Genomic DNA, 15,176 nt, shown 5'->3' with positions numbered 1-15,176 from the left:
TCGCCATGGACACTCCTACGACCAAGCCGATCGCGCCCGCCAAGTTCCGCAAGGCGCTCGGTCACTACCCGACAGGTGTCGCTCTGGTGGCATCCCGCGACGCGGTCGGCACGCCGGTCGGGATGGTCGTGGGCACCTTCACCTCCGTCTCGCTCGCCCCGCCCCTCGTCGCTTTCCTTCCGGACCGCTCCAGCACCTCTTGGCCGCGCATCCGTGAGGCCGGCCGGTTCTGTGTGAGTGTTCTCGGGGCCGGCCAGGAGGAGGTGTGCCGGTCGTTCTTCACCAAGGAGATGGACCGGTTCCAGCGTTACTGCGCCGACGACGCCCCGTCCGGCAGTCCCCGAGTGAGTGGAGCCGTCCTGTGGGTCGACTGTGCCGTCGAGTCTGTGATCGAAGCCGGTGACCACGACATCGTGCTCGGACGGGTCCAGGACATCGCGGTACCCGAATCACCCGCACTGCCCCTGCTGTTCCTGCGCGGCGGGTATGGCGCCCCGGCTCCCCTCTCCCTCCAGGCCGAGTCGCCGGAGCCGGGCGCACGGCTGCGGCTCGCCGACGCCGTTCGCCCGGAGGCCGAGGCCATCGCCCGCGAACTCGGCCTTGAATGCCTCGTCAGCGCGGCGATGGACGATCACGTCGTCTCCCTCGTGGCGGCTGGTGTCGGATCCTCGCCCCACGGCAGTCCCACGCGGGTCGGCGCGGCCTTCCCGCTCGCGGCCCCCTTCGGACCGCTCTTCGCCGCCTGGGCCTCGCCGGCCGAACAGGAGACATGGATCGCCAGGAGCAGCCAGCTTCTGGGCGAACAGGGCGGACGCACCGCTCGTGAGGATCTCGAGGCCGTCCGGGCTCTGGGCTACCAGGTGACCACCGGCCGGGCGACCGCCGACCGGTTCGAGCGGGTGGTTGAGAACGGCGCGAACGACACAGACCGGGCCGGAGACCTCCTCCGCCGGATCGCCGAACGGGGTCCTGAGCCCGGCCTGCGGGTCCCGCTGCGCGAGCTGACGGACGTCACCTCACTCGCGGCGGCGGTGCACACCGCCGACGGGCGTGTCGGGCTCTCCTTGCACCTCATCGGCTTCACCGGAAACGAGACACCCGACCGGCTGGTCGAGTGCCGCGACCGCCTGCTGGCCGGCGTCGAACGCGCTCGCGCGCTGATCGGTTCCTGACCCGGGACCTGGACTGCCCATATACCACTCACCTTGTTCCTCTGAGGCGGGCGACCCGGGCGTCGCCCACCTCCTCGTTTTCCCCGACCACCCCCACGCCCGACGTGGGCAGACCAGGAGGCCACCGTGCGCTTCTCCGCATTTCTCACCACCCGCTCAGCAGGTCCGGACGAGGATCGGCGCATCACCAAGGCACTCGTCGACCATGCTGTCGACGTCGAACGCCTCGGCTTCGACGCAGTCTTCCTCCCCGACCACCACTTCACGGGCTACTGCCCGCCCGCCAGCGACCCGATGATGTTCGCCTCGTTCCTGGCAGCCCGGCTGCCCCGCCTGTACTACGGGTTCTCCGTGCAGACCATCGCGCTGCACCACCCCGTGCGCTTTGCCGAGCGCCTCAACCTCCTGGACCAGCTCACCGACGGCAAGCTCCTCGTCGGCACCGGCAGCGGCACCACCCCCGAGGAGATGATCGGCCTCGGCATCAACTTCAAGGACACGCCGGAACTGTCCAAGTCCCACCTCGCCCTGGTGCGGCAGCTGTGGGACAAGAAGGCCGAGGACGAGCCGTTCGTGTTCGACAACGGTCACTACAAGGGCGCCGTGGTCTCCCGCATCGTCCCCGCCTCGTACACCGAAGGTGGCCCGCAGCTGATGTCGGTCGCCCTGCGCCCGTCGAGCGTCGAGCGGGCGGCAGCCGAGGCTCAGCCCGCATTCATCCCGGCCTTCACGCCACCCGCCCTGGACGATGGCGAGCCGCTGAAGCACCTGCGCACGCACTTTACGGCCTACCGCACGGCCCTGGAGGCCGCCGGACACCCGCAGGACAAGGTGGCCCGGGCGCTGGAGTGGACTACACACACCTACCAGCACGTCCACGTCGCCGAGACGGACGAGCAGGCCGAGGAGGAGTTCCAGATCCTCATGGGGCAGTACCAGGCGGCCGTCGAGCGCGAGCACGAGGCCAACCTGGAGGCCGAGAAGCTGTCCGGCGTCACCCTCAAGTCGCCGCCCAACGCCCTGGATTCCGGATGGCAGCGCACCTGGTGCGTCTGGGGCAGCCCGGCCACCGTTGCCGAGCACCTCCAGGAGGTGTCCGGGATCGGCATCGGCAACGTGCTCGGCGGATTCCTGGGCGGTCCGCTCACCCTGGAGCGTGCTGAGTTCGGCAAGAAGTCGCTCGAACTCTTCGCCACCGAGGTGATGCCCAAGTTCCGGTCGAACTGACCGTAAGGCGAAACCGACCCAGCCGACGCTTGCGCGCCTGCCCTTTCGCACCGCTGTCCCCTGTTCCCGCCCGGCACCGATCCGGAACAGCGGGACGGCGGGGACGCCCGACGCCCACACTCACTCTTGGTGACGTCGTATCACCTGCATCTCAGCAGGAAAGCACAAGGAAGGTAATCCCGTGAGCGCACCCACACGGCTTCGAGTCGAGTTCTTGGACGACGCACACGGCATCACGGAGCCCCGGCCGAGACTGTCCTGGCTGCTTCCGTCCGATTGCCGGGTGCAACACGCCTACCAGCTGCGCATGGGGGAGTGGGACTCGGGCAAGGTGGAGTCCGGTGAGAGCGTGCTGGTCGCCACCGGGGCACCGCCACTGCGCTCGCGGGAGCGCCGCGCCTGGCAGGTCCGCGTCTGGACGGACGCCGGTCGCAGCGATTGGTCGGCGCCGTCGTGGCTGGAGGCCGGACTGTTGGAGCCGGAGGACTGGCAGGCGGCCTGGATCCAGCCCGCCGAGGAGACCGTGGCAGCTGCGGGGGAGCGGCCCGCCCATCTCCTGCGCGGGATACTGACCCTGCCCGGCGCGGTGACGACCGCGCGGGCGCACGTCACTGCCGAGGGCATCTACGAACTCTTCGTCAACGGTGTCCGGATCGGAGACGACGAACTCACCCCCGGCTTCACCGATTACCGCAGCACCCTCCAGGTGCAGACCTACGACGTCGGCTCCCTGCTCCGCCCCGGCGCCAACACCGTCGGTGCCGTCCTGTCCGACGGCTGGTTCCGCGGCGTCAACGGCATGTTCCGGGACGCCGACTGCTTCGGGACCCGCACTGCCCTGCTCCTCCAGATGCATCTCACCCTGCATGACGGCACGGAGGACGTCTTCTGCACCGACGCGACCTGGACCAGCACCACAGGCGGAATCACCCGCGCAGACCTCCTGGGCGGGGTCACCGCAGACCTGCGGGCGGAACCGGTCGGATGGACCTCCGGCGTCTCCGACGCCCGTACCTGGACACCCGTCACCGTGGCAGACACCGGGTACGACCGCCTGGCCGCGTCCCCCGCGCCCCCGGTCCGCAGGACCGGGTACCGCAGACCCCTGTCGGTCAGCCGCTCCCCCTCCGGCGCTCAGGTGGCCGACTTCGGCGAGAACGTCGTCGGATGGGTGCGCCTGTCCGAACTCGGCCCCCGGGGCACCCGGCTGACCCTCATCCATGGCGAGGCCCTGACCCCGGACGGGGAGGTCACCCGGCGCAATCTGCTCCCGGACCACATGCCGCCCGACTGGGAGGAAAAACTGAACCCCGGCCAGGTGGACGTGGTCGTCTCCGCCGGCCGCACAGGTGAGGTTTTCGAACCCCGGCACGCCACCAAGGGGTTCCGGTACGTGGCCGTGGAGGGCGACCTGCGCGACCTCACCCCCGACGACCTCACCGCCGTCGTCGTCCACACCGACCTGCGACCGACCGGAACCTTCCGCTGCGCCGACGAACGCCTGAATCGGCTGCACGAGATCGCCGTACGCAGTTTCCTGGGCAACGCTGTCGACATCCCCACAGACTGCCCAACCAGAGAGCGATCGGGGTGGACCGGCGACTGGGCTCTCTTCGTCCCGACCGCCGCCTTCCTCTTCGACGTGGCCGGCTTCTCTCGGAAATGGCTGCGAGATCTGGCCACGCAGCAGTTCGAAGACGGTGTCGTACCCAACTTCGTCCCCGACCAGCTGGGCCCCGCCACACGCGACCATCCCCTCATCGGGGAGAACCTGGGCTCGGCGGGCTGGGGGGATGCCGCGGTGATCGTGCCGTGGGAGATCTTCCGGGCGTACGGAGACCGGGAGTTGCTGGAGCGGCAGTGGCCGTCGATGGTGGCGTGGGTCGAACGGGCAATCCGGATGGCGCGAGAGGGACGGCACCCGCACCGCGCCGCGAACCTTCCCGAGCCCGCGCCGCACGAGGAGTACCTCTGGGACACCGGCTTCCACTTCGGCGAGTGGCTGGAACCAGGGGATCAGCCCGGCTGGGAGGAGCTGCGCACCCTCGACCAGTCCGCGGTCGCCACCGCCTATCTGCGGCACTCCAGCTGTCTGCTGAGCCGCATCGCTGTTGTACTGGGGCGTGAGGCCGAGGCTGAGCGCTACCGTGAGATCAGCGAACACGCCCGCCTCGCCTGGCAGACCGAGTTCGTGGACGAGACGGGCCGAGTGCAGCCCGAGACCCAGGCCACCCTGGTCCGAGCGCTCGCCTTCGACCTTGTCGACGCGGACCTGCGGCCGTCCCTCGCCCATCGCCTGGCCGAACTAGTGAGAGCTGTTGGCACCCGAGTCGGGACTGGCTTCCTGGCCACGCCGCATCTTCTTCCCGTCCTTGCCGAGACGGGTTATGCCGACCTCGCCTACGAGCTGCTGCTGCAGAACACGCCGCCGTCATGGATGCACATGCTGGATAACGGGGCCACCACGGTCTGGGAGTTGTGGGAGGCCATAGACGCCGATGGGGTGGCGCACGAATCGCTGAACCACTACAGCAAGGGCGCGGTCATTTCCTTCCTGCACCGGTTCGTAGCAGGGCTGCGTGTCCTTGACGAGGGACCGGGCTACCGGCGCTTCAGGGTGCAACCGTGCCCAGGTAGCGGGCTGACCTGGGCGGAAGCCGGCCATGACAGTCCTTACGGCCGCATCGAAGTGGCTTGGCGGAACCACGGGGAAACCACCCGCATGCGCGTAGTGGTGCCCCCGGGCACCCAGGCCGAAGTCAGGCTTCCCGACGGCCGACGTGCTGACATCGGCCCCGGGACAGCGCTCTTCGAATGGACTAACCGCCAGGACGAAGCATGACCAGCGAGACGCATCGGCCTGAGCGGTAACCAACTCGCAACGGGGCCGACTTCTCGTTCGGCCTGATCGCAGATCAGGCGTGGACCTTTCCCGACAGGAGAGACAATGCACCTGCCCACCCGGCCCGTCGTCAGCGGCTTTCACCCCGACCCCACGATCTGCCGTGTCGACGGTACGTACTACATGGCCCACTCCAGCTTTGAGTACGCACCTGGAGTCCCGCTGTACCGGTCGACCGACCTGCGGACCTGGGAGCACATCGGGCACGCGCTCGACAGGCCTTCGCAGCTGTCCCTCACCGGAGCGGCGGCGTCAGGAGGCATCTTCGCGCCGACGCTACGCCACCATGATGGCTTGTTCTGGCTCATCACCACGAACCTGACCGATGGCGGAGGCCACCTCCTGGTGACCGCCCAGGACCCGGCTGGGCCCTGGTCGGATCCGGTGCGGTTCCCCGACGCTCCGGGCATCGATCCAGACCTGGCCTGGGACAGGGACGGCACCTGCTACCTGACATGGTCGGGCTTCGACGACCACGGGCCCATGGGCCTGGTCCAAGCGGAGGTCGACCCCACGACGGGCAAGGTCCTCTCCGAGCCACGGCAGCTGTGGCAGGGCACCGGTGGCAAATTCCCGGAAGGGCCACACCTCTATCGCATCGGGGATATCTGGTACCAGCTCATCGCCGAGGGCGGGACCGAGCGTGGGCACACGATCACGATCGCTCGTGGTTCTTCCCCCGCCGGACCGTTCGAGCCGTGTCCGTGGAACCCGATCCTCACCGCTCGAGGCACCGATTCACCGGTGCAGAACGCCGGCCACGGCGACCTCGTCGAGCTACCGGACGGGCAGTGGGTCCTGGTGTACCACGGCGTCAGGACCCGGGGGACCAGTCCCGAGTGGCACGTTCTCGGGCGGGAGACCTTCGCCTCGCGGATCACCTGGGAGGACGGATGGCCCCAGGTCGGGGAGCCGGTGGAAGCGGCCTACCCGGCCATCGTGACCGAGGAACTGTCAGGCACCATCCTTCCTCCGTCCTGGGCCGCCCCCGGCCGGTTTCCCGACGAGCTCCTGCAGCCGGCCAAGAACGGCTGGCGACTCACTCCCGCCGACTCCGGGGAGCCTGTTTTCGTGGGACGCCGTCAGGAGCACCTCTACGCCCGAATCCGTGCGGAGGTCCGCGTCGAGGACGGCGAGGGCGGATTGGAACTGCGTATCGACCCCCGGCACGCGGTGCGGCTGGAAGTTGCCGGCGGGCAGGTACGTGCCGTTGCCCGCATCGGCTCACTTGTGTCACTCCTCGGTGAGACCAACATCGACGGTCAAACCGACCTCACCTTGACACTCCGGATAGAGCCAGCCGACGGCCATATCTTCAGCACCGAACTGGGCCCCGACAAGCTTGTCGCCACAGTCACCGGCCGCGACGGCACCACCGAGATCGGCCGTGTCGACGGCCGGTACTTCTCGACGGAGGTCGCCGGAGGGATGACCGGTCGCTTGATCGGCGTCTTCTGTGACCGAGGTGACCTGATCGTCCGATCGTTCACCTACACGGGATCCGATGACCCCGATGCCTTGGACCGGGACGGCTGACCCGATTCGAGTATGCCCAGCGACTACCGCCGAGGAACTCTGGAGGACCACACGTCCTCGGTAGCCCGGGCGGAGACGGCCGACAAGCCATATCTACCCTTGCCCTCTCCCTGACGTATGACGTGAGTTGCCGATCTCGCTACATGAACGATCCTGGTTGCCACCGCGTTTGATGGCTAGGTGCTGGATTTTTCTGACCTCCCGTCACCTGTCATCACCTCCCATATCCGTACCGTGCCGGATTCGTGCTGGATGCCGACGGAGTGCGCCGACCGGGAGGTCCTCGTGGCCGCGCTCCGGGGACTACTCACCCGGTCGATTGCCCCTCGGCATACGCTCTTTACAGACTTAACGATCGTTGCGGAAACAAATCGCTACCCACTCGACGTTGTCGATCTCCGATGCGATGACGGGGGTGGTCGGCTTGAAGCTATTTCGTACGGACACAACGAAAAGCGGCATGACTGAGGTCACGCCGCGTCTTGCAGAGGCCGAGGCAGATGTGCAGGGTCTCGTCGAGGCACACATGGAGACGCTGCTGGGGGTGCGGTTCCTGGCGAGCGAGTACGGGACTGGGCCCGTCCACGGGGGCCGGATCGATTCGCTCGGGCTGGACGAGAACGGATCGCCGGTTATCGTCGAGTACAAGCGCGGTACGGACGCCGGCGTCATCAACCAGGGCTTGTTCTACCTGGCGTGGTTGATGGACCATCGGGCCGAGTTCGAGCACCTGGTCCGCGACCGGCTCGGGGTGACGGCCGCGTCCCAGGTCCTGTGGAGCGGGCCGCGCTTGATCTGTATCGCCGGCGACTTCACGCGCTACGACGTGCATGCCGTGCGCGAGCACCGCCGCTCGATCGACCTGGTCCGATACCGACTCTTCGGCAGTGATCTGTTCGGCCTTGAGGCCGTGGCGTCCGTGAGCGGTGGCATGCAGGTAGCCCGACGGGTGCGCCGGCAGGCGGTTGCCCAGGCGGCAGCCGACGTCGAGGGCGCGTCGATGGCGGAGCTGGCGAGCGCGGTCGACGAGGCGCTCCTCGGGCTCGGTGACGGCGTGAGCCGCGTTGAACGCAAGCAGTATCGGGCGTACCAGCGGCTGCGGAACTTCGCTTGCCTGTGCCCGCCGCAGCGCAGCAAGGTGCTCGTCTACTTGAAGGTCGATCCGAAAGACGTCGACCTCGTTCCGGGGTTCACCCGGGACGTGTCCGGGCTCGGTCACCACGGGACGGGCGATCTGGAGGTGCAACTGCGTACGGGCCTTGACCCCGAATCCTGAACACGGGTTATGCGGCTTGTGGCAGCGTAGTTGGTGTGCGGTGGAGGGCGTTCTCGAAGGCGATGGGTGATCGTTGTCCGAGGCGGGAGTGTCGGCGTCGGGTGTTGTAGCGGTGGAGCCATCGGAAGGCGTCGAGTCGGGCCTCGCGCTCGGTCGGCCAGCTTTTTCGTCCTTGCAGGGTCTCGCGTTTGAAGGTCGCGTTGAAGGATTCGGCGAGTGCGTTGTCCGCGCTGGACCCGACCGCGCTCATGCTTCGCCGCACCCCTGCTGACCTGCAGGCTTCGGCGAAAATTTTGCTCGTGTACTGAGCTCCGTGGTCGGTGTGCATGATCGATCCGGCGAGGCTGCCGCGGGTTCGGATCGCTGCGGTCAGGGCGTCGGTGACGAGGTCCGCGCGCATGTGGTCGGCGATCGCCCAGCCGGCCAGACGGCGTGATGCGAGGTCGATGACGGTCGCCAGGTAGCAGAACTTCCCGTCCTCGATGGGCAGGTAGGTGATGTCGCCGACGTACTTCGTGTTCGGCTGGCCTGCGGTGAAGTCGCGGCCGATCAGGTCCGGGGCCTTGGCGGCGGCCAGGTCGGAGACGGTGGTGCGGTGCCGGCGGCGCAACCGGATTCCTTCGATCCCGGACGCCCGCATGATCCGGGCGACGCGCTTGTGATTGACCGCGACACCGTTCTCCTCGCGGAGCTCGGCGGTGATCCTCGGGGCTCCGTAGGTGCCGTCCGATTCCTGGTGCACCGCCCGTATCCGGGCGGCCAGGCGGGCGTCGGCCACCTGCCGGGCGGCCCGGTCCACAGCCGTCCGCCGCCAGCAGTAGAAGCTCGAGCGGCTGACACCGAGGATGCTGCAGAGCCGCTTCACGCCGTGACGGCGCTGGAGGTCGGCGACACACTGGAAGCGGTTCACCAGCGCGTCTCCCCGGCGAAATACTTCGCCGCTTTGCGCAGGATCTCCCGTTCCTCCTCCAGCTCACGGACCTTCTTCCGCAAGGCGGCGTTCTCCGCCTCCAGCGGTGCCGGCGGCAGGCCTGGTTCCTGTGTCCGCCGTCCTCGGGGACGGCTCACCCCGGCTGCCCGGACCCAGTTCCGCAGGGTCTCCGGGTTGATCCCCAGATCGGCTGCGACCGACCTGATCGTCGCTTCCGGCCGCGACTCGTACATCGCGACCGCGTCCGCCTTGAACTGCGGCGGGTAGTTCTTCATGACCACGAGATGTCCGTTCTCAGATCCTCAGGATCCAGTGTCTCGTGTGTCCAACATCCGGGGTCAAGGCCCCTGGTCGAGCATCTGAAGACCTACCCATCGCTAAAGGTTGAGCTCCCCTGGGGTGGCCCGGAGCCGGAACGGGAGAGGAAGGGGCACGACCTCGTTCTCACTACGATGTACGGAAACGCTGTGGCGGCGAACACGTGGAACACCGAGATCTGGAAGCCGGCACTGGCCAAGGCCGGTGTGATTCCGCCCCTTGCCAAGGGAGCGAAGCCATGGCAATGGCAGGCGGCCCCCCGGGACGGCTTTCATGTGCTGCGGCACACATACGCCTCCGTAGTCCTAGAGGCGGGGGAGTCGGTAGTGACATTGGCCAGGTGGCTCGGGCACGCGTCACCCACCATCACCCTCGACCACTACGCGCACTTCATGCCGGAGGCGGGTCGCAGGGGGCGACAGGCGATCGATAGCCTGCTCGACGATCAGGTGAACGACCTTGCAGGGCGAAACTCCCCAGATTCTCCCCAGGCCCGATCGTGAGCCGTGATCGGTCTGCTTAGCACGTACAACTAGCAAGGTGATGCGCGATGTTCACGACCCGGCCCACCCTCCAGGGCACCTTCGGCATGGTGTCCTCCACCCACTGGCTCGCCTCGCAGTCCGCGATGGCCGTCCTGGAGGACGGCGGCAACGCCTACGACGCGGCCGTCGCAGCCGGCTTCGTCCTGCACGTCGTCGAGCCCCACCTCAACGGCCCGGCCGGCGAGGTCCCGATGATCCTCGCGCCGAAGGACGGCGACGTGCGGGTGCTGTGCGGCCAGGGCCCCGCCCCCGCCGGAGCCTCCGCCGCGCACTACCGCTCGCTCGGCCTAGACCTGGTCCCGGGCACCGGGCCGCTCGCCGCCGCCGTGCCGGGCGCCTTCGACGCCTGGATGCTGCTGCTGCGCGACCACGGGACCAAGCCACTCGCCGAGGTCCTGCGGTACGCCATCGGATACGCCGAGGACGGCCACGCCCCCGTGGAGCGTGTCGGCCAGACCGTGGAGACGGTCCGCGAGCTGTTCGAGACCGAGTGGCCGGCCTCCGCCGAGGTCTACCTCCCCGGCGGAAAGGCGCCCGAGCCCGGCAAGCTGTTCCGCAACCCGGCACTCGCCGCGACCTGGCGCCGTCTGACGGCCGAGGCACAGGAGAAGGGCGGCGAGGACCGCGTCGCCCAGATCGAGGCCGCACGCGAGATCTGGCGCACGGGCTTCATAGCCGAGGCGCTGGTCCGCCAGGCGGGCGTCCCCACCATGGACACCAGCGGCACCCGCCACACCGGCACCCTCACCGCCGCGGACCTGGCGGGCTGGTCCGCGACGTACGAAGCGCCGGCGACCTACGACTGGAACGGCTGGACGCTGGCCAAGGCGGGCGGCTGGAGCCAGGGCCCCGCCTTCCTCCAGCAGCTCGCGCTCCTCCCGGCGGAGCTCCCGGAGTACGGCTCGGCGGAGTACGTCCACCTGCTCGTCGAGGGCTGCAAGCTCGCCATGGCCGACCGTGAGGCCTGGTACGGCGACGCCGCCGACGTCCCCGTCGACACCCTGCTCTCCGACTCCTACAACGACGAGCGCCGCGCCCTGATCGAGGACACCGCCTCCCTGGAGCTGCGCCCCGGCAGCCCCGGCGGCCGCACCCCGGCCCTCAGCGCGCACGCCCACGGCGTCTCCACCGGCGCCTCCGGCTTCGACGCCATGGGGATCCCGGTCGCCGGAGCGGGCGAGCCGACCGTCGCCAAGGACGGCGCCACCCGCGGCGACACCTGCCACCTCGACATCGTCGACCGCTGGGGGAACATGGTCGCCGCCACACCCAGCGGCGGCTGGCTCCAGTCCAACCCCGTCGTGCCCGAGCTGGGCTTCCCGCTCGGCACCCGGCTGCAGATGGCCTGGCTCGACGAGGGCCTGCCGAACACGCTGACCCCCGGCCGCCGCCCGCGCACCACGCTGACCCCGTCCCTCGCCCTGCGCGACGGAGTCCCCGTGATGGCGTTCGGCACTCCCGGCGGTGACCAGCAGGACCAGTGGCAGCTGCACTTCTTCCTCGCCGTGGCTCTGCGGGACCGGGTCCGTGGCGGCCTCGACCTCCAGGGCGCGATCGACGCCCCCAACTGGCACAACGACAGCTTCCCCGGATCCTTCTTCCCGCGCGGGATGCGCCCCGGCAGCGTCACCGTCGAGGAGGGCATGGACCCCGGGGTCGTCGAGGAGCTGCGCCGGCGCGGCCATGACGTCACGGTGGGCGACCCGTGGTCCGAGGGCCGCATGTGCGCCGTCGCCCGCGACCCGGAGACCGGCGTCCTGTCCGCCGCCGCGAACCCCCGGGGGATGCAGGGTTACGCCGTCGGGCGCTGAACACCTGCCCGGTGCGCCCCCGGCGGACCGTGCTTAGCTGGAGTCATGATCGATGACTTCCTGTACGGGACCGCCGGGCACGCCGGGGCGACTGCCGAGGTCGAGGCGGCGGTCCGGGCGGCGGCCGCCGCCGAGATCCTGCCGCGCTACCGGCAGCTGGCCGCGCACGAGATCGTCGAGAAGAGCGGCCCCCACGACCTGGTCACCGCCGCCGACCGGCTCGCCGAGGAGCACCTCACCGCGTCCCTGACCCGGCTGCTTCCCGGTTCGGTCGTCGTCGGCGAGGAGGCCGTGCACGCCGACCCGGCCGTCTACGACGCCCTCGGCGGCGACGCACCCGTGTGGATCGTCGACCCGGTCGACGGCACCCGCCAGTTCGTGCGCGGCGAACCCGGTTTCTGCACCCTGGTGGCCCTCGCCAGGCACGGCGAGGTGTACGCCTCGTGGACGTACGCCCCCGTGCTCGACGAGATCGCCGTCGCTGTGCGGGGGCGGGGCGCCACGCTCAACGGCACGGCGCTGCACAGCGGTTCGCCCGCGCCCGGCGCCGTTCTCAAGGTGGCCATGTCCCATCCCGACTACACCTCCGACGCCCAGAAGCGGGCCCTGCTCGGCCTGCGTACCGAGGGCATCGACGCCCGCGCGTGCGGATCGGCCGGCCTGGAGTACCTTGCTGTCGCCTGCGGCGCGCAGGACGGCGTTGCCTTCAACTGGGAGTTCGCCTGGGACCACGCGGCGGGGCTGCTCCTCGTCACCGAGGCGGGCGGGAGCCAGTCGACGCTCTCCGGAGCCCCGTTCCGCATCACCGGCGGGAACGACCTGCCGTTCACCGCGGCCAGGGACGAGGCGACGGCAGGACGCATCCTCGACGCGCTGCGGACCGGCCGTCAGGACTAGCACCGCGACAGCCTTCAGCCGGACTCGGCTGCGCTGTGCCCCGCCGCTCCGCGGCGGGGGCTCACTCGGGCAAGCCGCGACAACTTCCGTCCTGGCATGCGGTTTTCGGCACCCGGGTGGACAATGGGAGCTGGAGTTCCTGCCCGGCGGCCGCCGACTGCCACCGGAGCCGCCGGAGTGTTCGGAACCCGAAGGGCCCGACCGGGCGACGGCGCGGCACGGCCGGATGCGTGCGGTGTCCGGCCCCGATGCGGGGCGCACCCCGGTGGGACACGGCACGGACGCGCCGGGACGGCGTGGAACGGACCGTCGTTCCCGGGGCCACCCCCGACAGCCGCCGCACCGCTGTGTCCGCCCGGGCCCGCGAGCCGCCGGGGCCCGAAAGCTCTCCCGGGCCCGCCGGGCCCCACAGCCGGACGGAGGATCCGACGTGGTGATGAAGCAGGAAACGGTTCCGATGCGCGACGGATACGACATCGGCATCGGGGTGTCGATGTCGAGCGGCAGCCCCATGGCCCTCGGCGCGACAGGGGCGGTGACCCCGCCGCAGGTCGGTGGCGGCGAGACCGGCTCCTTCACCTTCCGGCGCATCGAGACGACACAGGATCTGGAGTCGGAACTCGGAGTGGGAGCGGACATCTCGGCCGGGATCGGCCTCTTCAGCGGCTCCGCGTCACTCGACTTCTCCAAGCGGTGCCGGGTCCAGACGAGCTCCCTCACCGTGATGGTGTCGAACTCGCGGACCTTCGCCTTCGAACAGATGGACTCGCCGGCGCTGTCGGAGGCGGCGGGGAAGCTGGTGGAGCGGGGAAAGCCGCTGGAGGATCAGTTCGGCGAGTACTTCGTGCGCGGTATCGGCACGGGCGGCCGGTTCTTCGGGGTCGTACGGATCGACACCAAGAGCGTGCAGTCCAAGATGTCGCTCAACGCCGCGCTGGAGGGCAGCTACGGGGTGACGGTCTCGGCCGAGGTGCGGATCAGCGTCTCGGAGGCGATGCGGAACGCGGAGGCGCGGGCCGAGGCGTTCATCCTCCACGACGGCGGCACGTTCACCACCCAGCCGCGCAGCGGAGACCCGGTGGAGCTGGTGAACCAGCTCTACAAGGCGATGGACGAGTGGACCGCGAGCGTGCGCGCCGAGCCGCGGTCGTACACGGTGACTCTGGCGCCTTACGCGATCGCACTGGGGCCGACCCCGCCGAACATCGCCGACATCGAGAAGCAGCGCCGGGTGCTGATCCGCTGCGCGAAGCTGCGGTCGCAGAGCATCGACATGCTCAACCTGGTCGACTACGTCCTCGACATCCGGCACACCGCCGAGTTCGAGTTCGCGCCGGACGGTCCGGACCTCCAGGCCCTGCGGGCGGCGCTGGCCGGCGACCTCGACGTGATCGAGGAGGCCGCGTCCTTCGCCATCGAGAACCTGAAGGAGGCGCGCGACCCCGAGGTGTTCATGCGGGACATCCACGGGAAGGCGGACTTCCGGCTCACAGGGCTGCCGGCGAACATGCCGAAGCAGAAGGAGATCCTCCCTCCGGTCACCCCGTCGGCGGCGGCTCCCAACGCGATGCCCGATCTCGTCGGCCAGATGGCGGAACCGGTCGTCGACCTGCTGGCCTGCATCAACCTGGAGGGCGTCGACCATTGCCTGAACTTCCTGGGGCCCCGGCTGGACGCGCTCGGGCTCGACCGCAGGAAGCTGGGCGACTTCTTCTTCACCGTGCTCCGCAGCGGTGTGACCCCCGATGTCCGGGGCGACGCCGGCCGTCCGGGCTCGCGGATCACCTCGCAGTCGCCGGCCCCGGCAGCCCGGTGGAGCCGCTGACAGTCGTGACGCTGGTGGTGGCCTGAGCCGCCCGGCCCGAACGGGCGGCCGTGGGCACCGGGAAAGGAACGGTCATGTCGGCCACAGCATTGGAGCTGGGGGAAATCGTCCAGGTCGAGGTACGGGACGCGGCGGGGGTGGTGACGGGCTTCTCGCACGACTACGCGGTCGATGCCGACCGCCTGCTGCGGATTCCCTCGCTGAACATGATCCTTGCCGAGGGCAAGCCACTGACGCCGGACCTGCGGGCCGAGATCGAAGACCGGTTCATGACGGACGGCGTCCTCACCACCGTCACCGTCAATCTCGGGATTCGGGGCGACCGGGTGGACCTGGAGAACACCATCCGGCCGGGGGACGAGCTCTTCGTGCGGATGCTCAACCCCGACGGCACCATCGACGCGAGTTCCGGCTCGTTCCCGGTGGACGCCTCGGGCAGCATCAACATGCCTTTCCTGGGTGGGGTCCTCGTCCGCGACAACCGCTTCTTCGAGGCGGAGCACCAGATCGAGCAGGGGTTGCTGGACGCCCGGATCTTCACGCGGCCGCTGGTCGACGTGACCCGCGTGGAGCTCTTCTGAGCCTCCTTTCCCGGAGGCCGGCATCCACCGGAGGGGCCCGCAGAGCCGAGCTCTTTCAGCCCGCTCACCGATCGGGTGACGGCGGCCGGGCACGCACCGCGCTCCCGTCCCGCTCATCGCGCCTGCCAGGGAGCCGGACCGTGGGTGACCACGGG

The 15,176-nt window shown here is 69.5% G+C and carries 10 protein-coding genes; 9 read left to right on the top strand and 1 reads right to left on the bottom strand.

All coding sequences use genetic code 11. The features are described from left to right. Positions 1-5: 5 nt before the first annotated feature. The 5 genes from P8A20_RS05160 (at position 6) to P8A20_RS05140 (ending at position 8,113) form a co-directional block, all read left to right on the top strand. Positions 6-1,172, top strand: a complete 1,167-nt coding sequence (locus tag P8A20_RS05160; protein WP_306102965.1) for a flavin reductase — start codon at positions 6-8, stop codon at positions 1,170-1,172. A 126-nt stretch (positions 1,173-1,298) separates the two neighbouring features. Further along, complete coding sequence (locus P8A20_RS05155) at positions 1,299-2,399, top strand: LLM class flavin-dependent oxidoreductase (RefSeq protein ID WP_147958115.1); 1,101 nt, start codon at positions 1,299-1,301, stop codon at positions 2,397-2,399. A gap of 181 nt (positions 2,400-2,580) precedes the next feature. Then, on the top strand, positions 2,581-5,241 hold the full coding sequence (locus P8A20_RS05150) for a family 78 glycoside hydrolase catalytic domain (protein ID WP_306102964.1): 2,661 nt from the start codon (positions 2,581-2,583) through the stop codon (positions 5,239-5,241). A gap of 105 nt (positions 5,242-5,346) precedes the next feature. Then, positions 5,347-6,837: a glycoside hydrolase family 43 protein gene (locus tag P8A20_RS05145; RefSeq protein WP_306102963.1), complete on the top strand. Its 1,491-nt coding sequence runs from the start codon at positions 5,347-5,349 to the stop codon at positions 6,835-6,837. Between the two features lie 415 nt (positions 6,838-7,252). Next, positions 7,253-8,113 (top strand): DUF5655 domain-containing protein, encoded by an 861-nt coding sequence (locus P8A20_RS05140; RefSeq protein ID WP_306105117.1) that lies wholly within the window; start codon positions 7,253-7,255, stop codon positions 8,111-8,113. A gap of 7 nt (positions 8,114-8,120) precedes the next feature. Here P8A20_RS05140 and P8A20_RS05135 read toward each other — a convergent pair. Next, positions 8,121-9,325 (bottom strand): IS3 family transposase gene (locus P8A20_RS05135; RefSeq protein ID WP_306102962.1). Its coding sequence is split into 2 segments (ribosomal slippage): positions 8,121-9,034 and positions 9,034-9,325, totalling 1,206 coding nucleotides; the frame shifts between segments, so codons are not numbered across the junction. A 587-nt stretch (positions 9,326-9,912) separates the two neighbouring features. Here P8A20_RS05135 and P8A20_RS05125 point away from each other — a divergent pair. The 4 genes from P8A20_RS05125 (at position 9,913) to P8A20_RS05110 (ending at position 15,021) form a co-directional block, all read left to right on the top strand. Continuing rightward, positions 9,913-11,718 carry a gamma-glutamyltransferase family protein gene (locus tag P8A20_RS05125; protein ID WP_147960174.1) on the top strand — a complete coding sequence of 602 codons (1,806 nt, stop codon included), beginning with the start codon at positions 9,913-9,915 and terminating at the stop codon, positions 11,716-11,718. 45 nt (positions 11,719-11,763) lie between these two features. Next, a complete protein-coding gene (locus P8A20_RS05120) occupies positions 11,764-12,615 on the top strand; it encodes an inositol monophosphatase family protein (RefSeq protein WP_306102961.1) in 852 nt (283 codons plus the stop codon). A gap of 436 nt (positions 12,616-13,051) precedes the next feature. Then, positions 13,052-14,440 (top strand): hypothetical protein, encoded by a 1,389-nt coding sequence (locus P8A20_RS05115; protein ID WP_306102960.1) that lies wholly within the window; start codon positions 13,052-13,054, stop codon positions 14,438-14,440. A 74-nt stretch (positions 14,441-14,514) separates the two neighbouring features. Beyond that, entirely contained in the window at positions 14,515-15,021 is a 507-nt protein-coding gene (locus P8A20_RS05110) for a polysaccharide biosynthesis/export family protein (RefSeq protein ID WP_147960177.1), read from the top strand. Positions 15,022-15,176 lie beyond the last annotated feature (155 nt).

It is taken from the genome of Streptomyces sp. Alt3, from assembly GCF_030719215.1.
In the GTDB taxonomy this organism is placed as follows: Bacteria; Actinomycetota; Actinomycetes; order Streptomycetales; family Streptomycetaceae; genus Streptomyces; species Streptomyces glycanivorans.
This window is presented reverse-complemented; position numbering and strand designations above follow the sequence as displayed.